Below are 25757 nucleotides of genomic sequence, written 5' to 3'. Positions count from 1 at the left end.
GCCGCGAACTACCGCATCCGGATGACGAAACGCGGGGTCACCAGTGCGTGGGGTGGAAGAGCGACGCCGGCAGTTTCGTCGTCGCGTCGCCCTTCGCCGCGTCCAGCTGGGACTGAATGAGGAAGAGCGCGTCGCGCAGATCGGCGCCCCGCAGGTCGGCGTCACGCAGGTCCGCCCCGGTGACGTCCGCCCGCCGGAGATCGGCTCCCCGCAGGTCGGCACCGATCAGGTACGCCCCGCGCAGAAGCGCGCCACGCAGCTTCGCGCCCTTGAGCTTGGCGCCGATGAGGTCGGCACCGCGCCGGTCCTTCTTCTTGCCCGGCACCTCGGCGCGGGCGAGTTCGCTCGCGCGCACCAGCAGTCCGTTCACCGCGCCCCGATGCGTGTGGACGTCCAGTGTCCGCAGCACCCCGGGTGTCTCCAGCGTCATCCGCTCCGTCCGGTCGATCAACTCGGACAGCTCGTCACGGATCGGCGCGGACGTCGGCAGCGACGCCGCCTCGGTGAGGTAGTAGAGCAGTTCCTGCAGATCCCGCACGACCGGGAACACCGCGAACATCGTCCTCGCCGTTTTCGGCGCTTTCCGCCAGTCCTCGCCGTCGAAGGTGATCTGGGAGACCTTCTGGCCCGCACCGAAGCAGTCGTAGACCGTGCAGCCGGTGAAGCCCTTTCCGCGGAGCTTGTCGTGGATGCCGCACCGGGAGTCCTCGCCCAAGTTCGGGCACGCCCGCCCGGCCGGTTTGGTGATCGCGAAATCCGCCGACGCGGCGAAGGCCGGGACGACACAGCACAGGCCGAAGCAGTTCTCGCAGTCGGCCCGCAGGCTGGAATGGGCTGGCACGGTGGTTCGGACTCCAGACGCTCGGCAGGGTTCCGTCCCAGGGTACGGAGGGACCGAGGCGCACTTTCCGTGCAGGGCACCCACCGCCAATGGCCGCCAGACGAAGGTCAGGTCCTGCCCCGTTCAGTCGATATCGGACATGTCAAACGCTCAATAACCTCGATCTTCGTGGGCGTCGGCAGGTGCCGCCCCATGCGGTCGAGCTGGACCGCTTTCCGCCGCTGTGGTCTTGACCGGCCGGTCCCCCCGCGAACGACAGGACGAACACATGCGAGAGACGAGACAAACACGTTGGCTGTCGCGTGCCGGAATGGCGAGCGCGGTCGCGGTGGCGATCAGCGTGACCGCCGCTCCCGCGCACGCCGCCGAAGGACAGATCCTCGCCGCCGGATCCGCCGAAGCGATCCCGAACAGCTACATCGTCACCCTGAAGGACACCGGCGTCGTGGGCACGCTGGCGAACCGCTTCGGCGCGAAGGTGGAACAGGTCTACAGCAGCTCGCTCAACGGCTTCTCCGCGACGCTGCCGGAGTGGCAGGCCAAGCGGCTCGCCGCCGACCCCTCGGTGGCGTCCGTCGAGCAGAACCAGGTCGTCCACGCCGACGCGACCCAGACCAACCCGCCGTCCTGGGGACTCGACCGCGTCGACCAGCGCAACCTCCCGCTCGACCAGAAATACGGCTACACCAGCACCGGCGCGGGCGTGAACGTCTACGTGATCGACACCGGCTTGCGGATCAGCCACCAGACCTTCGGCGGCCGCGCCCGCAACGGCCACGACTTCGTCGACAACGACGCCGTCGCCCAGGACGGCAACGGTCACGGCACCCACGTCGCCGGCACCATCGCCGGTGCGCAGTACGGCATCGCCAAGGCAGCCACGGTCTACGGCGTCCGCGTGCTCGACAACGCCGGCAGCGGCACCACCGCCGGCGTCATCGCGGGCATCGACTGGGTCACCAGCAACCACGTCAAACCGGCCGCGGCCAACATGAGCCTCGGCGGCGGCGCCTCCACCACCCTCGACGAGGCCGTCCGCCGGTCGATCGCCGCGGGCGTCACCTACGGCGTGGCCGCCGGGAACTCCAACGCGAACGCCTCGGGCTTCTCCCCTGCCCGCGTGACCCAGGCCATCACCGTCGGCTCGTCCACCAACACCGACGCGCGATCCAGCTTCTCGAACTACGGCAGCGTCGTGGACATCTTCGCGCCGGGCACGAACATCACGTCGTCGTGGCACACCAGCGACACCGCGACGAACACCATCAGCGGCACGTCGATGGCGACCCCGCACGTGGTCGGTGTCGCGGCCCGGTTCCTGCAGAACAACAAGACCGCCACCCCCGCGCAGGTGGCGACCGCGCTGATCAACGCGGCCACCCCCGGCAAGGTGACGAACCCGGGCTCCGGTTCCCCGAACCGGCTCCTGTACTGGGCGCCGACCGCCTGATCCCGGTCCCCGCGCGTGCCAGGAAGGGACCGTTCCTTGCAAATTTCGCAAGGAACGGTCCCTTCCTGGCGTCGGCGCGCTACAGCACCTTGCGGATACTGGGCACCACGGCCGCGAGTCCGGCGGCGTTCGGGTGCAGCGGGGCGAAGCTGTTGTTCACCACCGACGGGATGAGCCCTTCGATCCATTTGACGCCGATCGGCCGGCACGCGTCATGCCCGATGCTCGGCGTCCGGATGTCGACGTACTTCGCGCCGTGCGCGGCGGACTGCTCGGCCATCCGCGCGTTGAGCCGGTCGATGTTGGCCTGGATGTAGTCGGCGTCCTGCGGCAGGACCGGGACCAGCGGCCAGCAGCCGCCGGACTTGATCCCGGTCGGGTAGCCGACCATGACGATCTCGGCCCGCGGTGCGCGCTGGCGGATCTGCTCGATGACCGTGCCGTAGGTCGCGGCGAAGGCGTCGATCTCGGTCGCGTACTTGTCCACCCCGCCCGCGGTGTTGGCCGCCTTGCACGAGGCGCCGACGGGAAGCAGGTTCACGCACGACGTCGCCAGCCCGACCAGCCCGACGTCGTTGCCGCCGATCCCGACGGTTACCAGTGTCGTGTCGGCCGAGAGCGCGTCGTACTGCGGCGGATTGGTGCCGGAGATGATGCCTTTCTGCGGGTTGGTGAAATGAGCCGTGGTCGCGGCGCCGCAGGTGACGTCGCGCAGTTCGTCGACCTCGAGCTGCTTCGCCAGCAGACCGGCGTAGTTGACCGCGGACCGGGCGCAGGTGAGCAGATCCGACTGCGGCAGGACCACGGAGCCCGCCGAGAACGAGTCGCCCATCGCGACGTACACCTGACGTTCCGCCGCGGCGAGGGCCGGTGTCCCGATTCCGACCAGGGTCAGTGCGGTGCCCGCCACCGCGGCGATCCGGGCGAGTCTTGCCCAGCGCGTACGTGTCACTGCCGCCTCCTGCATGCGTCGTCGAATGCTGCGGACAGCGTCCGCTGAGCAGCGGAAAACCACTAGAACGGAGGCGCGCGTTCCAGCTCGGGGTTTTGTAGGTTCCCTCTATGACGAAGGCGTCGGCACAGCCATGGCGCAGGCTGGACGCCTCGGTGCTGACCCGGCTGGAGCCGGACATCGCGGCGATCGCGTCCGCCGCGATGGACCAGGTCCGCGCCGGGTTGCGCACTCCGCTGGACGACCGGACGGCGGCGAACCTCCACGTCACCCTCGACGTCGCGCTGCACGCTTTCTTCAGCGAGATCGGCCATCCCGACATCACCACCGACCGCCAGGTCTACCGGGCGCAGGGCCGCGCCCAGCACACCGCGGGCCGCAGCCTCGAGGAGATGCTCGGCTTCTACCAGTCGGCGGCGCTGGGGGTCTGGCGGCAGCTCACCTCGGCTGCGCCGGCCGTGGACCTGCCGACCCAGGCGATCGTCCAACTCGGTGAGGCGCTTTTCGCCTTCATCGCGGAGCTCTCGGCCGCGGCCGCCGACGGATACGCCGAAGCGCGGTCACAGGCGGCGCGGGCCGGGCAGGCGCGGCGGGACCGGCTCCTCGGCCTCCTTCTCACCGAACCGGCCGCCGCCAGGGACGTGCTCGACGACGCCGCCGGCCAGGCCGCGTGGATTCTGCCCGGTCGCCTCGTCATCGCCGTCACCAGCGCCGATGTCGCCCCGCAGCTGCTGGACCGGATGCCGGGACGGGTGTTGATCGGCCGCCACCAAGACCTCACCGCCGTGGTCATGCCCGCCGACCGGATGAAGTGGTATCTCGGCCGGTTGCGGGAGCTGCTCGGCGAAGACCAGGCCGGGGTGGGTCCGGTCGTGCCACTTCACTCGGCCGCGCTCAGCGCCCGCCGGGCGAGCGCGCTGTGGTGGCTGACCCGCACCGGCGCCCTCGGCGGCGACCCTCTCGTCCACACCACCGATCATCGCATCGACCTGCTGCTGACCGCCGATCCCGGACTCGCCGCCGAGTTCTCGAGGGAGGTCCTCGCCCCGCTGGCCGGTCTGCCCGGACCGGCGAGGCAACGGCTCACCGCGACCCTCGCGGCGTGGCTCGCGCGGCCGGATCAGCCCCAGGCCATCGGTGTCGAGCTGCACGTCCACGTCCAGACCGTCCGGTATCGCATCCGGCAGTTGCGGACGCTGTTCGGCGGCACGATCGACGATCCGGCGGGCCGGTTCGCGCTGGCCACCGCCCTGAGAATCGATCCGCTGATATCGAGGGAACCTGCAAGTCGCTGATGTCGAGGACGACGGGAACCGGTGTCCGCCTGTCGGCGTCTGAACGCGCACGACCCACCCCTGACCAGGGTTGCCCGAGGAGAAGCCGATGCCGTTCTTGGATCCCGAACCGCTGTACGCCAGGCTCACCTCGGGCGACGTGGCAGGCATCGCCGAGGTCGGTGCCACCATCGCCGACACGAGGAAGTCGTTGCAGACCGTCGCGGACGGGATCTCCGACGGCGCACTGCGGGCGGCGCGGTCCTGGCGCGGTACGGCGGCGGCGGAGTTCGTCGGCAAGGCGAAGGAGTCCTCGCGCAACCTCGCCGAGGTGTACGCCCAGCTCGGCATCGCGGAATCGGCCGTCAAGGGCGCCGCGAAGGCGTACTCCGCGCTGCGAGCGTCGGCGGAGGCGGCCATCACGCCGTGGCGGAAGCTGGGTCTGAGCGATCTCCTCGAAGCGCCGGAGATCGCGATGAAGACGGTCCATGCTCTGACCGCCGCGCAGCAGACCTACGAAAGCAAGCTGAACGCGCTGGCGACCACCACCGGCGGCGGCTGGGACAGCGACGGCAACGCCGACATCAGCGGCGTCGCCCCTGGCCGGCCGTGGACTTCTCAGGGGTTGGCCTACGACGGCAAGAACCTGCTCGTGGGTTCGTACCACGACGGCGACGGAGACGGGTCCGGCGACAACCCGATCGGTCCGGGGCTGACGCCGAGCAGGCTGACTTACGTCGACTACGAGACGGGCCGAGAAACGGGGAACGTCCATCTCGACGGCAACGGCGAGGTAGGCGCGCCCACGCACACCGGTGGCGTCGCCACGAACGGCGAACACGTCTGGGTGTCGTCCAACGGACACGTGTACGTCTACGACAAGGCCGAACTCGACGCCGCGCAGAACAGCGGTGAACCGGTCACCGCGATCGACGTGGTCGCCACACCCGCCCACAGTTATGTCACCTACGCCCAGGGGAGACTCTTCGTGGGCGACTACGCCAACAACCGGCTTTACGAAATCCCCGTCGGCGAGAACGGCTCACCCGAGCCGGACAAGGCCGGAGAGCCGATCGAGACACCGGACAACGTCCAGGGCGTCGTGGTGCGCGACGACGAATTCATCTTCTCCTCGTCCGACGGGCACAGCGGCAAGTTCTACGCACAGGACCGGACACCGGAGTGGTACGACTTCAACGATCGCGAAGAGATCGAACTGAAGGGCGGCGAGCCGGGCAACGACGACGGCTACGACTCGCACGGCGTCGAGGAAGCCGTCGAGATCGACGGTGAGATCGTGCTGGCGCACGAATCCGGCGCTTACGGCTATCAGAAGAACCCGGGCGAGAAGTGGGACGAGCCCGAGCTGACCAGGATCTCCCTGGAAGAGCTGGGCCTCGACCCGGACGGCGCGCTCTCCCCCGGCGACGCCGGATACGAGACCGACCCCGACTCGCTGGTCGGCGCCGCGGGTGTCCTGGACGGGGCGACGTCCACCTTGAGCGGCGCGGCCGGCACCCTGTCGCGGCTGCAACTGGTGTCGCATCTGCTCGGCGAGGTGCCCGCCGCCGTCACCTTCAGCGACACGATGACCAGGCACCTCACCGCGGCCGGCGATCGGCTGACGGCGGGTGTGGAGACGGTCGGCGGCGTCGCGGACAGCCTGGTCACCGGCGCCGACACGTACCGGCGCATCGAAGACGGGATCCGCGAGGGTCTGGACAAGCTCGGCCACGTCCTTCCCTGAGCCGGCCGAGATCAGGGATGCTTCACGAGCGCGTGCCCGCACGACCGGCAGGAGCCTCTTCGTATGGCCCGCCGGGATGCCCGCAGTGGTGAGCCGGAGTTTCGTCCCGCGCGGGCGGCGGCCGGATTGCCGTCACCGGAGGTCGGTATGCGCTACGGCCGCTGTCGGCCCCTGAGGTAGTCGGCCCCGCCTGTGGCGGCCACTGGATGGTTGTCCGGTCGCGTTCACGGTGATCTCGTTGGCGTCGCCGCGTTCGCGCTTGCCGAGGCGATGTTCTCCGTGGTGGCCGCCTCTTCACCACGCTGGGTGCGCGAAACGACCTGGCAGCCGGGCGTGCGGGATCCCCGCTGCGAATGACGGCGGCTTCGAGCCCACGCCTGCGGAGCGCTCACGAGGGCCAGCTGACGGTCGCCGCGGACGGGTCGAGGTTGTCCCGACTCTCTCATCTCATCTTCCGTCGCGTTCACGGCACCAGCTGGTCATTTTGTCCGTTTACGTGATACGCGTAACCATTTACACGTGGAAGTTACGCGAAACCATTCGAGCGTGTGCACACAGTGATAATGCCTCTTATGACTGAGTGCCACGGAAAGTGGGTCGAATGAGGGCGCGAACGGGCCCGCCAGGAAGCGATCGAAGTCGAACCGAAGACACCAAGAGGGGCGAACTAGGCGCCCAGCGGCCATCTGAGAGCGTTTTGCCTGGTCAACGCCCGCCTTGTCGGCCAGAGCGACTGCATCGAGGGGCCGGCACAAGGCACGCGCTCCGGAAATCTGTTCATCCCCACGGACGGCGAGAGATTTCACCAAGGACCGGGCCGCGCACGGCTCTGCTGAGCCGCCGACGTACCTCAGCGACGGTGGGTCCCCGGAAGCGGTGCTGGGTTGAGAAACCACGTGGCCTGCCCGGACGGGCCACGTCCTGTCATTCGGCTTCGAGGACGAAGAACAGAAAGCCGAGGAACGCGGTCTTGCCTGCGAGTTCCTCGGGGAAACGCTCGTGGGCGCCCAGTGCCGGGTAGGGCTCGCTGACGACGGCCGTCCGGAACCCCGCCGCGGTGAAAGCGTCGGTCATCGCGTGCAGTGGCCGGTGCCAGTACGTCAGCACGGCTTTCTGGCCGTGGAAGGTGTACTCCTCAGACCATTTGACGGTCTCGAAGTAGTCGGCTTCGGGATGGAGCAGCTTGAAGACGGTGGGGTGGTTGACGGCCATGATCAGCCGTCCGCTCGGCTTCAGCACGCGCCGGATCTCGGCGAGCGGCGCGGTCCAGTCCTCCAGGTAATGCAGTACCAGGGCGGCGATGACGTCGTCGAACGCGGCGTCGGGGTAGGGAAGCGGGCTGCCCGCGTCGGCGATCTGAAGAGCAGCGTCGGCGCCCAGTCGCTTTCGGGCCAGTTCGACCATTTTCGCGCTGGAGTCGAAGCCGCTGATGATCGCGCCCCGGTCGCGCAAGGCCTCGGACAGCGGGCCCGCTCCACAGCCCGCGTCGAGAATCCGCCTGCCTGTCACGGTTCCGGCCAGATCCAGGATCGCCGGTCGCGTGTAGTAGGCGTTCATGAGACTGGTCTCGTTCTCGGCCGCATATGCTTCGGCGAAGGTGTCGTAGTCGGTTTCCGCGGGGGTTTCGGGACTGTTCGACATATGGCCCAATATGACATCGGCGGAGCGCGCACATCTTCCGGAACCACCGGGAAACCGGATCATGAGCCCGTGCGGCCCGCTATCGGCGCCGCTCTGGTGTCCCCCATGTCGCAGTGGTGTCGCTGAGCGTATCCCTGCGGCATGGGAGAACCCGGGCCGTCCAGGTCAGCGCGGTGCCGAGAAGCGACAGCAACCGTTCCCGGTGGCGTTTCGAGCCGGCCGGGGCGAGGGATCACCGCAGCCGATCGGCCAGACCGGCGGCGGTGAACGCGGCCTCCAGGTCCGCGCGGTTTTCGGTGAAGTGGCCCCAGCTGTCGATGTGCACGGGGACGACCGTGCGGGCGCCGAGGATTCGCGTCGCTTCCGCGGCCAGTGCGCTGTCGAGGACGAGCAGGGCGCCGTCGAAGACGGGCTTCAGCCGCGGGGCCCCGGCGAAGAGCACGGCGGTGTCGACCGGGCCGAACCGGTCGGCGACCTGCCGGACGACGTCGAGTGAGGCGTTGTCGCCGCTGACGTAGACCGTCGGCAGGCCCTGGCCGGTGAGCACGAAGCCGACGACCTCGCCGGTGATCTTCTCCGCGCCTTCCGGTCCGTGGAGCGCGGGGGCGGCGGTCACGGTCACGGATCCCAATTCGACGGTCTCCCAGGTCGCCAGTCCTTTCGCGGTGCCGCCCAGCCGGCTCGCGCCGCTGGGCGTGGTGAGGGTCAGTGGCACCTCGCCCAGGAATTTCCGGCCGGAGTTGTCGAGGTTGTCGGGATGCTCGTCGTGGGAGAGCAGGACGGCGTCGACGTGGCCGAGGTCCTCGGGTTTCACCGAGGCCGGGACCGTCTTGGTGAGACCGGGTCTTCCGTCGGGCCTCGCATAGTCGCCGGGCTCGTCGAAGGTCGGGTCGGTCAGGAACCGCAGGCCGCCGTAGTCGATCAGCGCGGTCGGCCCGCCGATGACCTGGACGGAAAGCTGTTCGCTGATCTGGATCATGGTCCACCTCACGGATAGATACTGTGCTTTCCGTGAGTGACCTTAGTCGGCTCTCACGGAATAGTGCAACAGCGTCCGTGAGGCTCCTCAGGGTCGAACCCGGCGCCTACCATGAGAACGTGGACGACACCGCTGCCCTTCCCCCTGCTCCGGGCGCCGAGCAGTACGTCGCGCTGGCACTCGCCAACACCACCGTCGCGCTGCCCGGTGGCCGGTTCACCGATCTCCTCGGCACTCCGGCCGCCGCGACGGACTGGCTGGCCGAGCACGGGCTCGCGCCGGTCGACGCCGGTCTGCGGGAGATGTGCGCGGGCCTGGTCCGGTCGTTGCGTGAACAGGTCCGTGTGCTGCTCGCGGCGAGATCCTGCTCGGATCCGGCTCCGCAAAGTGCCCTCAACGCCGTCAACGACGCGCTGAGCAAGGCCCCCACCGCGGAACTCCTGCGCTGGGACCCCGTCCGGGGGCTGTACCGCACCGCGTCGCATCCGATCACCCAGCTCGTCGAGCACGCGTTGGCTACCCTCGCCGCCAACGCGGCGGACCTGCTGACCGGGCCGGACGCGGAGCGGATCGCCGCCTGCGGGTCGCCGCCGTGCACCCGGTTCTTCCTGCGCAATGGACGGCGTCAGTGGTGTTCCGTGCGCTGTGGCGACAGGGTCCGCGCCGCCCGCGCCTACGCCAGGCGCTCGCAGCCGACCGGGGTTTCGTAGTCGCCGGGCGGCAACGCGGGACGGCGGTGATGTCGCCGGAGACCGAGCACGGTCGTCCCCAGCCCGAGCACGGCATAGGCGATCAGCCAGCCGGTGAACCCGGCGGGCGTGCCGTCGCCGGCCACCGGATCGAGCGGAAGGATCACCGCGTAGAAGCCAGGCACCGCTGCCTGGCTGTCCATGACGCGCAGTTCGGTGTCGATGGCCATCGAAGCCCTGTCTTCGGCGTGGACGGGCCGCCGCAAAGTGCTCACCAGGATCACCGAGCAGCACACGACGCCCCAGCCGAGCGCGATGAACCAGCCCGTGGCGTACGCCTTCGCCGGGGTGTTCAGAAAGATCGCGAGGGCGAGAGCGGCACCGCCGCCGAAAGTGAGCACGAACGAGGACGCGTACCAGCCGCCGAGGATCCCGAGAGCCGACGGCCGGCGCGCGGACCGCCGGTCCATCACCGGAAGCGGGCCCAGTTCCCGCTCGCGGCGCAGGTAGGACCGCCAGAGCGCGACCTGCACGGCACCGCAGATGAAGCAGAAGTAGACACTGCCCGGTGCCTCGCCGTCACGAAAGCCCAGGGATCCGTAGGCGATGCCCAGCAGCACGCTCACCGCCACCGCGCCGGCGACCCAGCGGAACCGGCCGGACATCGTCCGGCTCAGGCGGGGGCCGATCCGGGCGGCGAGCAGTCTCGATGGTGTCACCACCTCGACACCGTGTTTCGCCAGCCACTTCCTGGTCACCGCGATCTCTTCGAAACTGAGTGTGCCTTTCGCCACTGTTCCCCCTCGATCGTCTGCCGGGTACACGCCCGGCGCCGCGCGATGGTTGCCTCAACGGTAGGAGGCGAATCTTTCCAGTAAAGGCTTCGGGGAGTCTTCGGTGAAGCAGAGGTCGAGGCTTTCGGCGGATTCGGCCGCCGAGGCCTCACTGCGCGGGAACAGGGCCGTCTCGTACGCGCTGAGAGCGGCTTCGGGGTCGCCGGGGTGGGCGGCGAGGGCAAGGCCGAGTTCGGCGCCGTCGAGCATCGCGAGGTTGGCTCCCTCGCCGGCGAACGGCGACATCAGGTGGGCGGCGTCCCCGAGCAGCGTGACGCCGGGGACGCGCTCCCAGCGGTGGCCGACGGGCAGCGCGTGGATCGGCCGCGGGGTCAGTTCCCCGTCGGCTTCGGTGATCAGCGCTCGTAGGCCCGCGTCCCAGCCGTCGAAGTGGGCCAGCACGGCGGCTTTCGCGGAGGTGGTGTCGCTGAAGTCGACAGTGGAGATCCAGTCCTCGCCGGTCTTCACCGCGACGTAGACGTGCAGGCTGCCGGCGGTGTCGTGATGCGCCAGGAATCCTTTGGCCTCGCCGAGCGCGAAGAACATGCCGCTTCCGACGAGCGCGGCGCTCGCGGGGTGGCGGTTCTCTGCGTCGTTCAGCCGCACTTCGACGAACGAGATGCCTTCGTACGCCGGCTCGGCGGCCGAGACCAGGGGCCGGACCTTGGACCACGCGCCATCGGCGCCGATCAGCAGGTCCGTGGTGAACGTCGTGCCACCGGCCAGGGTGACCTCGTGTCCGCCGCCGTCGAGCGGGTGCGTGCCGGTGACCTTGGCGCCCCAGCGAACAGTGCCCTCGGGCAAGGCGCCGAGGAGCAGGTCACGCAGGTCACCGCGGGCGACCTCGGGACGTCCGCCGTCGCCGTCGTCGGTCTCCTCGCGGTGCACCACCGCGTGCCGGTCGAGGATGCGCAGGGCCTCCCCACCGGGATGCACGAGCGAGCGGAACTCGTCGTGCAGTCCGGCGGCCCGGAGCGCCGCCTGGCCGGATTCGACGTGGATGTCGAGCATTCCGCCCTGTGCCCGCACGGACGGGGACGCCTCCAGGTCGAAGACCGCGGCCTCGATGCCGTTGACGTGCAGGACGCGGGCGAGGGTGAGGCCGCCGAGTCCGGCGCCGATGATCGCGACGGGGTGGTGTGCGGTCATGTCGGGTTCCTTTCGGGTGGCAGGCCGGTCTGGGTGATTCCGGTGATCAGCACCCGCCATCCCCACGACATCCGCTGTTCCGGCCGTCCGGTGAGCAGGTCGGCCGCGTGTGCGGCGATCCGGGGGTGGGTGGTCTCGTCGGCGTCGCGCACGGCACGGGCCAGCGCGCCCCAGTCATCCGGTGAGTTCTGCTCGGCGTGCTCGGCGGCGGTCGCCGTGGCGTGCTGGAGCAGGATGTCGATCCCCCACGCACGCCGCTCGGGTGGCACGTCGCCCTCGGCGAGCAGGGCGAGCAGGTTCTCCACCAGGACGAGGTAGTTCTCCCCGCTCGGGCGGGCCACCAGGGCGGACAAGGCGAGACCGGGATACTCGAGCAGTGTCGAGGTGTAGCCGGTGAGCAGCTGTTCGAGCCGGTCGCGCCAGCCGCCTTCGGAGGGCGGAGGGGCGATCGTGCCGAGAAGTTCGTCCAGGATCGCCGCGTGCAGTTCGGCGGTGTTGCGCACGTAGACGTAGAGCGAGGCCGCTCCGGTGTCGAGTTCCTGCGCCAGGCGGCGCATCGTGACCTTCCGCAGGCCTTCCTCGCGCAGGATCGCGACCGCGGCGGCGACGATGCCGTCGCGGGTCAGCGCGGGTTTGGCCGGACGCTCCCGGCGGCTCTTCTCGGGTGCCATGCCTCCACTGTACCGAACATGTTCGTCACGAACATGTTCGACGTAGCGGGCAAGAACAAAGCGCTGCTTTCACAGAGAAGTTGACCGTCCACAGCGGACCGAAATGACGAAAGCAGGGAGATCGACGCTCCCTGCCACTTCCAACTTATAGCGCACCCCGGGGCTTGCGGCAAGACCCCGGTCGTGCCGCAGAATCTCCCGCCGGACAACACAAGCTCGACAATCGGGGGAATTTTGATCGACGTGATCATCGCCGGCGGCGGACCGACCGGCATGATGCTGGCCGCCGAACTGCGACTGCACGGCGTCCAGGTGGTCGTCGTGGAGAAGGACGCGGAACCGACCAAGGTCGTCCGCTCCATGGGCCTGCACACCCGCAGCATCGAGGTGATGGACCAGCGAGGCCTGCTGGAGCGCTTCCTCGAACACGGCACGAAGTACCCGGTCGGCGGCTCCTTCGCGGGCATCCTGAAACCGGCGCCGCCACTGGACAGTGCCCATGCCTACATCCTGGGTATCCCGCAGACCATCACCGATCGTCTGCTGGACGAACACGCCACCGAGGCGGGTGCCGACATCCGGCGCGGTCGCGAACTGACCGGCCTGAGCCAGGACGAGGACGGCGTGGACGTCGAACTCTCCGACGGGACGACACTGCGCTCGCGCTACCTCGTCGGCTGCGACGGCGGCCGCAGCACGGTGCGCAAGCTTCTCGGGATCGACTTCCCCGGCGAGCCCGCCACCACCGAGACGTTGCTGGGCGAGATGGAACTGACCGAGGACTGGGAAACGGTGCTCGCCGTGATGACCGAGGTCCGCAAGACCCAGTTGCGGTTCGGTCTCTCCCCCATCGGCGACGGGGTGTACCGGGTGGGGGTGCCCGCCGAAGGACTGGCCGAGGATCCCCGGATCCCGCCGACCTTCGACGAGATCAAACGACAGCTCAAGGCCATCGCCGGCAGCGACTTCGGCGTGCACTCGCCGCGCTGGCTCTCCCGCTTCGGCGACGCCACCCGGTTGGCCGAGCGCTACCGGTCAGGCCGCGCGTTCCTCGCGGGCGACGCGGCGCACATCCACCCGCCGGTCGGCGGGCAGGGACTCAACCTCGGCGTCCAGGATGCCTTCAACCTCGGCTGGAAACTGGCGGCCGCGGTCAACGGCTGGGCGCCGGAAGACCTGCTGGACACCTACCACACCGAACGGCACCCGGTGGCCGCCGCCGTGCTGGACAACACCCGCGCGCAGATGCAGCTGATGTCGCTGGATCCGGGTTCGCAGGCCGTCCGGCGGCTGCTGGCGGAACTGATGGAGTTCGAGGACGTGAGCCTGTTCCTGACCGAGAGGATCACCGCGACCGCGATTCGCTACGACTTCGGCGAAGGACACGAGCTGCTCGGCCGCCGGATGCGGGATCTGGAACTCGAGCAGGGACATCTCTACGGACTGACCCGCGGCGGCCGCGGCCTGCTGCTCGACCAGACCGGCGCGCTCTCGGTGCGGGACTGGGCGGACCGGGTCGACCACGTCGTCGACGTCAGCGAAGAGCTCGAGGTACCGGCGGTGCTGCTGCGGCCGGACGGGCACGTGGCGTGGGCGGGCGAAGACCAGGAAGAGCTGCTCACGGCTTTGTGGCGGTGGTTCGGAGAAGCCGAAGTGAGCCAGCCCGCCGGGAACTGACCTCCGCAGGGCCCGTGCCTGCTCACGGGCCCTGCGGACCGCGATAACGCAAGGTCTGGTTGTAGACGATGTTGGTGTTCGTGCTCCCGAACAGCGCGAGCTCGTTGACGATCTCCTCCAGCCGTCCCATCGACGGCGCCGCGATCTTCAGCGAATAACAGTCGTCACCGGTCGTGCGCAGGCATTCGAGGATCTCGGTCCGCTCCGCCAAGAGCTTGTGCAACGGCGCGTGCTTACTGCCCGGATACTTCAGCCGCACTACCGCGAGCACCACGTACCCGGCCTTCTCCAGGTCGACCTCGGCACGGTAGCCGGTGATCACCCCGGCCGACTCCAGCCGCTTGACCCGCTCGGTCGTCGCCGACGCGCTCAAGCTGACCCGCTTCCCCAGCTCGGTGAGCGGAAGCCGCCCGTCCTTCTGCAGCTCCACCAGGATCGCCCAGTCGGTCACGTCGAGAGTCTCGGCCATCCGCGCAGAATACCGGCAGATCCACGGCGGAGGCGCCCGTACGCCGGGAAAGATCTCTTCCCGGCCTCCACGCTCCGCCGATAGCCTTGACCTGTGCGAATAGGTGTCAACGTCCCGAATTTCGGACCGGGAACCGATCCCGGAATCCTCCGCGGCTGGGCCACCACGGTCGAAGGCCTCGGCTACGACCTGCTCATGGTGTCCGACCACGTCGCCATCACCCCTGACGTCGCCGAGCAGTATCCGGCGCCGTTCTACGAACCGTTCACGACGCTGTCCTGGCTCGCCGGCGTGACGAACGAAATCCGGCTGGGCACCACCGTGCTCATCGTCCCGTACCGGCATCCGCTGCTGATCGCCCGCATGGCCGCGAACCTGAACCAGCTCAGCGGCGGACGGCTCGTACTCGGCGTCGCGTCCGGCTGGGCCCGCCAGGAGTTCGAAGCGCTCGACGTCCCGTTCGAGAAACGCGGGAAGCTGACCGACGGCCACCTCGACGCCGTCCGGAAGGCCTGGACCGACGACGCCGACTACCGCGCCGGGGACATCCCGATCTGGGTCGGCGGCAACAGCGACGCCGGGATCCGCCGCGCCGTCCGGGTCGGGGACGCCTGGCATCCGCTGCGCGCCACCCTCCCCTGGCTCACCGAAGCGCTCACCAGGGTCAAGACCATCGCCGACGCGCAGAACCGGCCCGTCCCCGCCTTCACCCCGCGGATCCTGCTGAACATCACCGGCCGTCCGGTCACCGGACCCGGCCGCCTCGCCGGGGAAGGCACGATCGAGCAGATCGTCGACGACCTCGACCGGCTACGCCACCTCGGCGCCGAGACGGTCGTACTCGACCCGTTCTCCGGCGACCCCGAGGAGACACTCCGCCCGGAAGCCGCCTGGCAGGCACTGGCGACCGTGGCCGCACACTGGGAACTGGGCCGCTACCGAACCGAACAGGACCGACGATGACCGAAGAAGACGAGAAGTTCCTCCGCCGCGCCATCGAACTGGCCGCGAAATCCCGCACGGACGGCGACCCGCCCTTCGGCTCGCTGCTCGTCGGCCCCGACGGCACGGTGCTCGCCGAGGACCACAACACCTCGGTGTCGCAATCGGACATCAGCCTGCACCCGGAACTCAAACTCGCCGTCTGGGCCGCCCGGGAACTCGAACCCGCCCTCGCCGCCGCGACGACGATGTACACCAGCTGCCAGCCGTGCGGGATGTGCCAGGGCGCCATCGAACGCTCCGGCCTGGGCAGGGTCGTGTTCGCCCTCTCCGGCGACCAGGTCACCGCGCTCAAGCCGCCGTCCACCGCGCCGCCTGTCCGGCTCGAAGGCCCCGCGCTGTACGACGAAGCCCGCGTCCCCGTGGAGGGCTACTACACCTGAGCGACGGCGAATCGGAAAGGCCGGTGGGGCCCGAAGCGGCCCCACCGGCCTTTCCGCAGCTCGCTTTTCCCGAGACCACCGCCCGGCCGTGCTTCCCGGCCCTGTCGACAGCGGAACGAAACGCGTCCCCCGGCTAGGATGATCACGATGTCCGCCGAACTCGTGCCCACCGCGCCGGAAACACCGACGACCCGGCTGCCGGAGACCAGGCCCGAGAACCGGCGGCAGATCCTCGCCGAAGCCGTCGCGCTGCTGCCCGCCCTGCCACCTGCGGACCCGCTCGACCGGTACGCGATCCGGCACATCACCACGCTCTGGCTCGAGACCGACAAGACCGACCACACCCGCCGCGCCTACTACGCCGACCTCGCCGCCTGGCTCGGCTGGTGCGCCCGCACCGGACTCGACCCGCTCACGGCCCGCCGCGCCGACGTCGACGCCTGGAAGAACACCCTCACCGTCACCGGCAGGGACGGCCTGCCCCGGCCCGCCGCGGACTCCACCGTCGCGCGCACCCTCGCCGGCATCTCCAGCTGGTACCGGTACCTGCAGTCCAACGACATCGCCGACCGCAACCCGGTCTCCGCGGTCAACCGGCCCAAAACCGGCAAGACCCCGCCACTACCGGCCCTCGGCGGCGAGTCGACGGCGAGACTGCTGAACCACATGGAGAACCGCGCCCGCGCCAACGACACCGAAGCGTCCTGGCGCGACGCCGCCGTCGTCGCGATCCTGTTCTACACCGGCCTGCGCGTCTCCGGCCTGACCACCGCCACCGTACGCGACCTCGACACCGACTCCGGGCACACGATCCTGCGCTACACCGCCAAGGGCGGCCACCGCGACTTCGTCCCGCTCGTACCCGCCGCCCTGCACCCGCTGCACCGCTACCTCGACCTGCGCGCCGCCCGCGGCGGGGTCCGCCCCGACGAACTGACCGGACCACTGCTCGCGACCATGCCCCACCGCTACGACAGCACCAAACCCGGCGGAAAACCCTTGGCGCAACGAGATGTCTGGTTCCTCCTGCGGACACAGGCCCGCGCCGCCGGACTCGCCGAAGCGAACACCATCTCCCCGCACACCGCGCGGCGCACCACCGGAACCCTGCTGCTCGCCAACGACGTCCCGGTGCAGAAGGTCCAGGATCTACTGGGCCACGCCGACATCCGCACCACCCGCGACCGCTACGACGCGCACCGGCACAAGCTGGAAACCTCCCCCGTGCACGCGCTCGCGCAGTTGCTCGCCGACGCACGCCATCGTCAGAGCTGAGCCTGCCCCAGCCGGGACCTCGTCGCGCCGATCACCACCCCTTCGACACGCGTGAGCCAGCTCCCGCACAGACACCGGACGTACTCAAGCCTCCCTTGGGAGACCCGCTGAGTGTTCGGCACGCTTCCCGGCAGTTCCGCCAGCGGCCATCCGCAACGCGGGCACATGGTCGATTCCATGCCCCGATCATGCTGTAATGAGTCAATGCACTTCAACCCTTACGGCGGAGCGGCGGCGCAGATCGCCGCCGAACTGGTCAACCTCGGCGACACCGCCGGCCCCGCCACCCTGACCGCGATCTTCGAGGACCGCATGACCGTCGCCGCCGTACAGGAGCACGAATCGACCGAGATCATCGCCTGGACCGAAAGACTCCGACGCGTCTTCGAAGCCGACCCGGCCGCACGCGTCGACCTGGTCAACGCGCTGCTCCACGACTCCGCGTCCAAGCCCTACATCTCCACCCACGACGGCAAAGCCCCCCACCTGCACTACGTCGACACCCACGCCGGCACCGTCTCCCGGATCCGGGCCTACACCGCGGGCGGGCTCGCCCACCTCGTCTGCGACGCCCCGGATCGCTTCGGCGTCTGCTCACGCGAAGGCTGCGAAACCGTCTACGTCGACGTCTCCCGCAACGGCCGGCGCCGCTTCTGCTCGACCCGCTGCGCCACCAGGGTCCACGTCGCCGACCACCGCACCCGGCGGGCGAGCTAGCCACCCCACGTGAGTTCGCCTAGATCGCGTACTGCCAGGCCGTCAGGGCATGAGCGGAGAACCACGCACCCAGGACGACCCACGCCGTCGCCGCCGCCACCGCCGTCACCGTCCGCCGCTTCGACAACCCGATCGCGATCGGGATCAGCAGCGGGAAAGCCGGCAGGATGAACCGGATCTTCGCATCCGGCAGCCCCCGCGTCCCGATCGCCAGCAGCAGCACACCGACGCCGTACAGCGTCAGCGGCCACGGCACCCGGACGAACCCCGCCACCACCGCCAGCGCCACCGCGCCCAGCAGCGACAACACCGTCACCGTGCTGAACACCGACTCGTCCCCGGTCAACCGCACCAACACCGAATCCGCGGTCTCCGCCCCGAAATCGAACTCGGTGTTCCAGCCCCGCAACTCGATGTCCTGCCAGCCGGTCCAACTGCCCGTCCGGTACGCGACGAACCCCAGATAGCCCGCCACCCCCAACGGCGCGACCACCGCTCCCGCCAACGCCCACCAGCGCTTCTCGGCGTGCCGGAAAACCGCGATCACCGCCGCCACGACGACCACCGCGACCAGCACCACCGCCGTCGACCGGGACAACCCGGCCGCGAAAGCGCACAGCCCGGCCAGCATCCAGCGCCGCTCCAGCACCCCCACCAGCGCCCACACCGCGAAAGCACAGAACACCGCTTCCGTGTAGGCCATCGAGAACACGATCGCCATCGGCGCCCCGGCCCACAACGCCACCAGCAGCAACCCGGTCCGGTCACCCCCATCCGGCGACACCGCACGCCCGATCCGGATCAGCCCGCAAGCCAGCACGAGACCGGCGATCACCGACACCGTCAGTGCCGCGGTCACGACGTCGGACCCGAGCCACATCACCGCACCGACGAGCCTCGGATACAGCGGGAAGAACGCCATCGGCGCGTCCGAATACGGCTGCCTCGCCGCGTCCAACGTCCCCGGCAGATCCGCGTACCCGTGCACTGCCAGCCGCAGATACCACTGACCGTCCCACGCGGTCAGCCGATCGGTCAGCGTCGCACCACGACGGGCGGCCAGCAGGTCCAGCAACTGGACACTCGCCGTGCGGATGACCACGTACAGCGCGATCGCCCGCGGATAAGGCGACCAGGACAGGTGCGTGAAGACTCTCTCGAACATACGCGCTGGACGCCCCTGCCGGGGCGCCGTCTCGGGAACAGCGGGTCGATCGAGGTCGTCGACTTCTCGGAGCACGATCAGAGTGTCCACAATGTGAGGTCAGTTCGTCGTTCGTTCCCGAAGATTTTTCAGCTCGAACCAGGTGGTGAAGGCCACAACTCAGGCTTGCGGCCAACCTCGATCTTGTGTTGCCCCGCCCCGCCCACGGCTCCGACGGTCGAAGCCGTCGGCCTCCGGATTTCTCCTGCACGCCTTCCCCAGCCCCCTTCCTTGCGCCTAGGCGAAGGGGGCCTTCAGGTACTTCACCACGCGGCATCACGCAAGAAATACCGCAGGTCACGCAGTAGGTACCCGAGAGAAGGCTCAGCAGAACCCGAATCGCTCCTCACGAGAGGTCAGCGCCGATCCGCCGGTCGTGGTGGTCCAGCAGCTTCGACAGCAGCTCGCTGAGCTGCTCCCGCTCCCCGGGTGACAGCGGTTCGAGCAGTTCGTCCTGGCGCTCGGCCAGCTGTTTCTCCAACTTCCGCAACTGCCGCTTGCCCGCGGTGGTCAACGAGATGACGTTACGGCGCCGGTCGGCGGGATCCGGGGCACGCTCGACCAGTTCACGTTCGGCGAGCTCGTTGATCGTCGCGACCATCTCGCTGACGTGGATTCCGCTGCGACGGCCCAGAGTCGCCTGGCTGGCAGGCCCGAGCTCCTCCAGCGTCGCCAGGACGCGGTAGTGGTAGCCCCGGCCGTCGACGGCGGAGAACCCGTCGGTCACCAGGCGATGCGCGTGGTTCGCGGTCTGCGTGAGCAGCCAGCTGGGCAGCCCCTGCCACCGGACGGGCATCTCTTCGGACGAGTTCTCCATGTGACGAGTCTAACCAATCGTTGGGGACCCGAACGATTACGGTATCGTTCGGGTACCAAACGTTGACTAGCTAAATGTTTATGCACCAAATGACCACTGGGAGCCAAGACCGTGATCAAGCCCTTCCGCATCGACATCCCCCAAACCGACCTCGACGACCTCCACGACCGCCTGTCCCGCACCCGCTGGCCCAACGAGATCGCCGACGCCGGCTGGGACTACGGTTTTCCGCTGGCACGACTCAAGGAACTGGCCGAGCACTGGCGCACCGGCTACGACTGGCGCGCCCACGAAGCCGAGCTCAACGAGCTTCCTCACTTCACCACCGAAATCGACGGCCAGAACATCCATTTCGTCCACGTCCGGTCCGCGAATCCGGACGCGCTCGCACTGATCCTCACCCACGGCTGGCCCGGTTCGTTCCTGGAGTTCCTCGACGTGATCGAGCCACTGTCACGGAACTTCCACCTGGTCGTTCCGTCCATCCCCGGTTACGGTTTCTCCGGCCCGACCCACGAACGCGGCTGGGACGTCACCCGGATCGCGCGCGCCTGGGCCGAACTGATGCACAGGCTCGGCTACGAGCGCTACGGCGCACAAGGCGGCGACTTCGGCTCGGGCATCTCGATCGCGCTCGGTTCGGCGGCTCCCGGCCGCGTCGTCGGCGTGCACGTCAACTACCTGCCGACCCGGCCGGAACCCGGTGTCGAACTGTCCGGAAAGGACGAAGCCCGAGTGGACAGGGTTCGGCAGCTGATGGCGAATCGACCGCCGTACCAGGCTTTGCAGGCCGCGACCCCGCAGACCCTCGGCTACGCGCTGACCGATTCCCCGGTCGGCCAACTGGCCTGGATCGCCGAGCGTTTCGCGCAGTGGACGGATCCTCGCTCACCGGTCAGCGACGACCGGATGCTCACCGACGTCTCGCTGTACTGGCTGACCGCGACCGCGGCCTCCTCCGCGCGACTGCACCACGAGACCCCGCGCGGGACCGAGCCGTGTCCGGTCCCGCTCGGCGTCGCGGTGTTCCCGTCCGACATCACACAGTCCGTGCGATCGCTGGCCGAGCGGCTGTACGACATCCGACACTGGTCGGAGTTCGAGCGTGGCGGGCACTTCGCCGCGATGGAGGTGCCAGACCTCCTGGCCGAGGACATCCGAGTCTTCTTTCTTGGCTTGCTCGCCAAGGGTTGATCAAGCTTGTCCTGTCCTAGCGAGATTTTTCGAATTCGTTAATGATTTCAACAAACCCCTATCGTATAGGGCGTTATACAGGTGAAGGAAGGTCAGTCTCTCGCCGGGAGTTCCGCCGCCTCGACGAACTTTCGGTCTTCCGGGACGCGATGCTCGGCGTTCTCGATGTGCCGGCGCATACGTCCGACTCCCCTGGCGGAGCCGAGCATCGCGAACAACCTGAACCGCTGCCCCTCTCCCCCAATGACCGATACGCCCTCTCCAGGAACGGATTCCTTGCCTGAGCGGCGATGAGCAGGTGAATGGTTCGGTACGCGCTGAACGCCGCGGTGTCCGACGAGCAACTCAAGCCCTACCGGGAAGGACTCACCGGGGTCTCCCCACTGATGGCCGCCATCGTGGTCGGCGTCGTGTTCGTCGCCGGGCCGCTCAACACGAAGTCCACGGTCACCGCCGCCCTGGGTCCGCTGACGTTCGCCGCGACCCTCGCGTGGGCCGCCCCGGAAGGATGCTCACCACCGGCCGCCGCGTTGAACTCGGTCCGGATCTTCGTCCCAATCGTCCTCTACTACCCGTTGCCCCACCCCGCTGTTCGGCGCCTTGGTGGCCGTCGGCTTGCCATGATTCCCTGGAGCGTGATCACCGTGTACCGGATTCTGCCGGCCGCGACCCGCGTCTGCGTCGTCGCCGGCATTTTGGCGTTTCGAACGTGAAGACGTGGAAACGAATTGCCCAAGCATATATAGCGTTATACGCCAAGGTAGGCGAAAGAATCCCACGATGAGAAGGGTGAGCAGGTAGGCGTTGCCGATCAAAGCCTGTACGAGGTTCCAGTCACGCTCCGCTCCCCCGCCGCCCGGGACCACGGCGACCGTCCATCCGGTGAACACGACGGCGACCGCCAGCGCCACTTCGCGATGCCCCCCGGCGGCGAAGAAGCCGATGGCGGGCACCACCCACACCCAGTGGTGGGTCCACGAGATCGGGCTGATCAGCAGGGAGCATCCTGCCGTGACCAGCACCGCGGCCCGGTCGTCACCCGCCCGGTGAAGGCGGTGCACGAACCACATCGACAATACCGCGAAAACCACGCCGGACACCACGATCACCACCGTGGCCGTCCGTCCTTCCGGGACGGTCCGCGCGACGAATCCCTGCCACGACTGGTTTCCCACCCAGCCCTTCATCTCGGCGAAATGGTCGTTGAAGATCGCCGATGTCCAGAAGCGAACGGAGTCGGCCGGCAGGACGACCATCGCGAACACCGTCGCACCGAGAAAGGCCGCCAGTGCCCGTGCCGCGTCGGCGGTACGCCGCGCCACCAAGAGGTGGACGATGAAGATCAGCGGGACCAGTTTGACGGCCGCGACGATCCCGATCATGATTCCGCACCGGCGCGAATCACGCAGAAGCAGCAGATCCGTCACCACGGCGGCCATCAGCACGAGGTTCACCTGCCCGAGACCGATGGTCTGCCACACCGGCTGGAGCGCGAACGCGCCGAGCAACAGAAGCGGCAGGTGGGCCCGGTCCGCGAACGGCCGGAGCGCGAAGTAGAGCGACGGCGCGGCCGCCAGCGCGAGCAGACCCCAGCACAGCTGGGTGGGCAGCGCGGTCAGTGAGCTGAACAGCAGCGCGGCGAACGGTGGGTAGGTGAACGGCAGCTCAGGCGCCCAGCCGGGGAGCGCCCGCAAGGGCGAGTAGAGACTTTCTTTTCGCACCACGGCGAACCCGCCTGCCCGGTACACCGCCGAATCGACGCCGAGGGGAAGCTCCCGGATCCACCAGCCGAGCGCCACCAAGGCGCACACCATCATCGCTGCGCCGACCACGATCAGCGCCGGGTCGAGGCGTCGCCCTCGTGACCACTTCATGGGGGAACGATCTCCGGAACCACGCCAGGAGACATCGCCCCGGGGAACCGTCTTGGCGCCGCTACCCCGGTACCCGGTTTCTCGCCTGCCCCTACCCCGGTATCAGGGCGTGGTTCCCGGCACGACCAGCCCCGCCTCGTACGCGACCATGACCGCTTGCGCACGATCACGCACCCCGAGCTTGGCGAAAACTCTGCTGACATGGGATTTCGCCGTCTGTTCCGCAATGACCAGCGCTTGGGCGATCTCCGTGTTGGAGAGGCCGCGAGCGACCAGCCGGAGCACTTCCGTCTCACGCGCGGTCAGCTCGGTCACGAGGGAATGACCCGAGTGCGCCGAGGCGTGGGTGCGGGTGAACTCGCCGATCAACCGCCTGGTGATCGTCGGCGCGAACAACGCATTGCCGGCGGCCACCACCCTGACCGCGGTGACCAGGTCGTCGAGCGGGGAGTCCTTCAGCAGGAAGCCGCTGGCGCCCGCCCGCAGCCCGCCGAACACGTATTCGTCGATGTCGAAGGTGGTGAGGATCAGCACGCGCACTGCTTGCCGTTCCGCCACGACCCGCCGGGTCGCCTCGATCCCGTCGAGTTCGGGCATGCGTACGTCCATCAGCACGACGTCCGGTGCGAGTTCCGCGCACAGCGCGACGGCGGTGTTCCCGTCCGCGGCCTCCCCCAGCACCCGCATGTCGGGCTGTGCGTCGAGCACGGCGCGGAAACTCTGCCTGACCATGGTCTGGTCGTCGGCGATGACCACCGAGATCACGGTTGCGGATGCCCCTCACGATCGAGCGGAACGGTCAGCGCGACGAGGAAACCACCGTCCGGCCGCTCCCCTGTCTCAAGATCAGCCGCGAGCATAGCCGCCCGCTCCCGCATGCCCAGCAAACCGTGTCCGCTCCCGGTCCGTTCCGTCCTTCTCGGACCGTCGCCGGGGCCGTTCTCGATGAGCAGCCGGACGGACTCCGGCCCGGCGGTGAGTCCGACGGAGATCGGCGCCCCTGGAGCGTGCTGGATCGCGTTGCTGAGGGCCTCCTGCACGATCCGGAACACCGACAACGCGACCCCGACCGGGACGGTGTCGAGGTCGCCCCGCAGGTGGAGTTCGCACGCCGTGCCGGCGGCCCTCACCCCCTCCACGAGTTCGACCACCCTGCCCAGTCCCGGCTGCGGCGAAGTCGGCAGCGCGTGCTCCTCGGAGCGGAGTACGCCGAGCAGCCTGCGCAGCTCGGTCAGTCCTTCACGGGCGGTTCCGGCGAGATCGGCGAACTCCTGCCAGATCTCGGCTTCACGGCCGGCCTTGGCCGGATCGGCGAACCGGAACCGCGCCGAGTCCGCGCGCACCGCGAGTACGGACATGTGGTGCGCGACCACGTCGTGCAGCTCCCTCGCGATGCCGGCACGTTCTTCCAGGAGGGCCGCCCGGGTCTCCTGGGCGAGCCGGCGTTCCTGTTGTGCCGCGCGTTCTTCTTCGGCGAGCCTCCGCTGCCGGACCGTGTTGCCGAGGAAGAACGCGATCCCGCCCAGCAGCACGAGCAGCGCCGCGTCACGCCAATCCTTCAGGAAGGGCGTGGCGGCACCGAACGAGATCAGTCCCGCCCAGGTCAGTTCCGCCTGATCGTTGCTCTCCCCCACGAGGTAGAAGACGAGCGCCGCGGTGAGCGCGAGGCCCGGCGCCCACGGCCAGCCCCAGGAGGCGGCGATGCCGGGCAGGGTGAGCGGGGTGCTCACGACGCCGGCGATCAGCGTGCGCCATCCCCACAGCGGCGAACGCACCGCGAGCAGGCAGGGCAGCACGGTGACGAGCACGTTGAACGTCTTCGCGGGAGGCGACACCGAGACGGTCGAGAACGTGACGAAACCCGCCCAGAGTCCGCATCCGGCGATCGCCAGCGCACGCAGCCAGCGCAACCCCGCCGAACGCTCCGGCGGGGCGTCGGTTCCGGTGAATGCCGTGTAGCGCAGGGCATCCCACCACGCTCGCAGGCGTTGTCGGGTGATCATCGGAAGTCACCCTACCTTCGACTCCCGTCATGGCACTGAGTGCCAAAGAGGGCTACGACTCGTTCAAAGCGGCGTTCACCTTGGCGATGACGGCGTGCAGCGGGGTCGCCGTGGTCAAGACGGCGACCACCGTCGTTTCGGCGTCGTCCGCTGCGTCGGGTTCGGCCCTGAACGCGTCGATGACCAGCGCGAAGGCCTCCGCCGCGCTGGCCGCGATGTCGTCCTGCCCGCCACTGCGCAGCCAACGCCGGAGCACGTGGTTGTTGGCGGCCGCGATCGCCGCGGCGGCCACGGCCGCGCGCAGGCTCGCCGTCTCGTCGCCCTGCTCCGTGAACCGTGCCCCCAGGTAACGGGCGAGCACCCGCTGGTAGCGGTCGACGGTCGCGACTTCCTTGTCCCGCAACGAAGGCACCGTCCGCGTCAGGGTGAACCGCTTGAGTGAGACGTCGAGTTCCGCGGCGTAGGAGTCGAGGACCAGGCCGACGGCGGCGCAGGCCACCTCCACCGGGTCGCGATCGGGAGCCGCGGCGGCGAACGTCTCCTCCATTTCGGCCACGATCTCGTCGTGGTTGGCGAAGAGCACGTCGTCCTTGGCGTCGAAATACCGGAAGAACGTCCGGCGGCCCACCCCCGCGGCGGCCGCGATCTCGTCCACCGTGGTGGCCTCGTAGCCCTTGGCCACGAACAGGTCCACGGCCGCGGCGGCGAGGGCGCGGCGCAACCGGCGGCGGCCCGCGGGGGTCGCCCCGGCCCTGGTCACCGGCGCCCGGCGCGGCGAATCGGTCATAGCGGGACGGTAGCAGCCACTTGCTAGTGGCACTGAGTGCCGTTACGCTGACGGTGCTCCTGGGGCCGTCGTGTCCCGTCCGCCGTCCGGAAGGCGCCGACGATGTCGCTGGACCAGCAAGTGCTTCCG

General features: G+C 68.9%; 24 protein-coding genes. 10 read left to right on the top strand and 14 right to left on the bottom strand.

Features of this window, described 5'->3' with window-relative positions:
• Positions 1-37: 37 nt before the first annotated feature.
• Positions 38-841 (bottom strand): pentapeptide repeat-containing protein, encoded by an 804-nt coding sequence (locus tag P3102_RS18360; RefSeq protein WP_276370887.1) that lies wholly within the window; start codon positions 839-841, stop codon positions 38-40.
• A 268-nt stretch (positions 842-1109) separates the two neighbouring features.
• On the opposite strand from P3102_RS18360, the gene P3102_RS18355 reads away from it, so the two are divergent.
• Positions 1110-2291 carry a S8 family peptidase gene (locus P3102_RS18355; RefSeq protein WP_346660185.1) on the top strand — a complete coding sequence of 394 codons (1182 nt, stop codon included), beginning with the start codon at positions 1110-1112 and terminating at the stop codon, positions 2289-2291.
• Between the two features lie 79 nt (positions 2292-2370).
• Here the strand turns inward: P3102_RS18355 and P3102_RS18350 are convergent, their stop codons facing one another.
• Entirely contained in the window at positions 2371-3243 is an 873-nt protein-coding gene (locus P3102_RS18350) for an SGNH/GDSL hydrolase family protein (protein ID WP_276370885.1), read from the bottom strand.
• 110 nt (positions 3244-3353) lie between these two features.
• On the opposite strand from P3102_RS18350, the gene P3102_RS18345 reads away from it, so the two are divergent.
• Entirely contained in the window at positions 3354-4538 is a 1185-nt protein-coding gene (locus tag P3102_RS18345) for a helix-turn-helix domain-containing protein (protein WP_276370883.1), read from the top strand.
• 88 nt (positions 4539-4626) lie between these two features.
• Entirely contained in the window at positions 4627-6264 is a 1638-nt protein-coding gene (locus P3102_RS18340; RefSeq protein ID WP_276370881.1) for a hypothetical protein, read from the top strand.
• A 924-nt stretch (positions 6265-7188) separates the two neighbouring features.
• On the opposite strand, the gene P3102_RS18335 is transcribed toward P3102_RS18340, so the two are convergent.
• Together P3102_RS18335 and P3102_RS18330 are read right to left on the bottom strand one after the other, a co-directional pair.
• Positions 7189-7905, bottom strand: a complete 717-nt coding sequence (locus tag P3102_RS18335) for a class I SAM-dependent methyltransferase (RefSeq protein WP_276370879.1) — start codon at positions 7903-7905, stop codon at positions 7189-7191.
• 232 nt (positions 7906-8137) lie between these two features.
• Positions 8138-8884 carry an MBL fold metallo-hydrolase gene (locus tag P3102_RS18330; RefSeq protein ID WP_276370877.1) on the bottom strand — a complete coding sequence of 249 codons (747 nt, stop codon included), beginning with the start codon at positions 8882-8884 and terminating at the stop codon, positions 8138-8140.
• Between the two features lie 119 nt (positions 8885-9003).
• On the opposite strand from P3102_RS18330, the gene P3102_RS18325 reads away from it, so the two are divergent.
• Positions 9004-9594: a CGNR zinc finger domain-containing protein gene (locus tag P3102_RS18325; RefSeq protein WP_276370876.1), complete on the top strand. Its 591-nt coding sequence runs from the start codon at positions 9004-9006 to the stop codon at positions 9592-9594.
• Here P3102_RS18325 and P3102_RS18320 read toward each other — a convergent pair.
• The 3 genes from P3102_RS18320 to P3102_RS18310 are packed head-to-tail and all read right to left on the bottom strand — an operon-like array spanning position 9558 to position 12226.
• On the bottom strand, positions 9558-10367 hold the full coding sequence (locus P3102_RS18320) for a hypothetical protein (RefSeq protein WP_276370874.1): 810 nt from the start codon (positions 10365-10367) through the stop codon (positions 9558-9560). The genes P3102_RS18325 and P3102_RS18320 overlap by 37 nt on opposite strands.
• Positions 10368-10421: 54 nt before the next feature.
• Entirely contained in the window at positions 10422-11555 is a 1134-nt protein-coding gene (locus P3102_RS18315; RefSeq protein WP_276370872.1) for an NAD(P)/FAD-dependent oxidoreductase, read from the bottom strand.
• Complete coding sequence (locus P3102_RS18310) at positions 11552-12226, bottom strand: TetR/AcrR family transcriptional regulator (protein WP_276370870.1); 675 nt, start codon at positions 12224-12226, stop codon at positions 11552-11554. The genes P3102_RS18315 and P3102_RS18310 overlap by 4 nt, the downstream gene beginning before the upstream one ends.
• Positions 12227-12460: 234 nt before the next feature.
• On the opposite strand from P3102_RS18310, the gene rox reads away from it, so the two are divergent.
• Positions 12461-13903 (top strand): rifampin monooxygenase, encoded by a 1443-nt coding sequence (rox, locus tag P3102_RS18305; RefSeq protein ID WP_276370868.1) that lies wholly within the window; start codon positions 12461-12463, stop codon positions 13901-13903.
• Positions 13904-13925: 22 nt separating this feature from the next.
• On the opposite strand, the gene P3102_RS18300 is transcribed toward rox, so the two are convergent.
• Positions 13926-14372, bottom strand: coding sequence for an Lrp/AsnC family transcriptional regulator (locus tag P3102_RS18300; protein WP_276370866.1), 447 nt, complete (start codon positions 14370-14372; stop codon positions 13926-13928).
• A gap of 93 nt (positions 14373-14465) precedes the next feature.
• Here P3102_RS18300 and P3102_RS18295 point away from each other — a divergent pair, with 93 nt between their 5' ends.
• From P3102_RS18295 to P3102_RS18280, 4 genes are all read left to right on the top strand, one after another.
• On the top strand, positions 14466-15335 hold the full coding sequence (locus tag P3102_RS18295) for an LLM class flavin-dependent oxidoreductase (protein ID WP_276370864.1): 870 nt from the start codon (positions 14466-14468) through the stop codon (positions 15333-15335).
• On the top strand, positions 15332-15757 hold the full coding sequence (locus P3102_RS18290; RefSeq protein WP_276370862.1) for a nucleoside deaminase: 426 nt from the start codon (positions 15332-15334) through the stop codon (positions 15755-15757). The genes P3102_RS18295 and P3102_RS18290 overlap by 4 nt, the downstream gene beginning before the upstream one ends.
• Positions 15758-15904: 147 nt before the next feature.
• The gene (locus P3102_RS18285; protein WP_276370860.1) at positions 15905-17032 is read left to right on the top strand and encodes a tyrosine-type recombinase/integrase; all 1128 of its coding nucleotides are present in this window, start codon (positions 15905-15907) and stop codon (positions 17030-17032) included.
• A 204-nt stretch (positions 17033-17236) separates the two neighbouring features.
• Positions 17237-17749, top strand: a complete 513-nt coding sequence (locus tag P3102_RS18280) for a CGNR zinc finger domain-containing protein (protein ID WP_276370859.1) — start codon at positions 17237-17239, stop codon at positions 17747-17749.
• Positions 17750-17768: 19 nt separating this feature from the next.
• Here the strand turns inward: P3102_RS18280 and P3102_RS18275 are convergent, their stop codons facing one another.
• On the bottom strand, positions 17769-18914 hold the full coding sequence (locus P3102_RS18275) for a hypothetical protein (RefSeq protein ID WP_276370857.1): 1146 nt from the start codon (positions 18912-18914) through the stop codon (positions 17769-17771).
• Between the two features lie 385 nt (positions 18915-19299).
• Positions 19300-19770, bottom strand: a complete 471-nt coding sequence (locus tag P3102_RS18270; protein WP_276370855.1) for a MarR family transcriptional regulator — start codon at positions 19768-19770, stop codon at positions 19300-19302.
• A gap of 111 nt (positions 19771-19881) precedes the next feature.
• Here P3102_RS18270 and P3102_RS18265 point away from each other — a divergent pair, with 111 nt between their 5' ends.
• Positions 19882-20964, top strand: a complete 1083-nt coding sequence (locus tag P3102_RS18265; protein WP_276370854.1) for an epoxide hydrolase family protein — start codon at positions 19882-19884, stop codon at positions 20962-20964.
• Positions 20965-21476: 512 nt separating this feature from the next.
• On the opposite strand, the gene P3102_RS18260 is transcribed toward P3102_RS18265, so the two are convergent.
• The 4 genes from P3102_RS18260 to P3102_RS18245 form a co-directional block, all read right to left on the bottom strand.
• Complete coding sequence (locus tag P3102_RS18260) at positions 21477-22838, bottom strand: glycosyltransferase 87 family protein (RefSeq protein WP_276370852.1); 1362 nt, start codon at positions 22836-22838, stop codon at positions 21477-21479.
• Between the two features lie 102 nt (positions 22839-22940).
• Entirely contained in the window at positions 22941-23603 is a 663-nt protein-coding gene (locus P3102_RS18255) for a response regulator transcription factor (RefSeq protein WP_276370850.1), read from the bottom strand.
• Positions 23600-24841: a histidine kinase gene (locus tag P3102_RS18250; RefSeq protein WP_276370848.1), complete on the bottom strand. Its 1242-nt coding sequence runs from the start codon at positions 24839-24841 to the stop codon at positions 23600-23602. The genes P3102_RS18255 and P3102_RS18250 overlap by 4 nt, the downstream gene beginning before the upstream one ends.
• Positions 24842-24893: 52 nt before the next feature.
• The gene (locus P3102_RS18245; protein ID WP_276370846.1) at positions 24894-25628 is read right to left on the bottom strand and encodes a TetR family transcriptional regulator; all 735 of its coding nucleotides are present in this window, start codon (positions 25626-25628) and stop codon (positions 24894-24896) included.
• Positions 25629-25757 lie beyond the last annotated feature (129 nt).

It is taken from the genome of Amycolatopsis sp. QT-25 (genome assembly GCF_029369745.1).
Classification (GTDB): domain Bacteria; phylum Actinomycetota; class Actinomycetes; order Mycobacteriales; family Pseudonocardiaceae; genus Amycolatopsis.
Note: the sequence above shows the minus strand (reverse complement) of the source record. Positions and strands in the feature narration are given on the sequence as shown.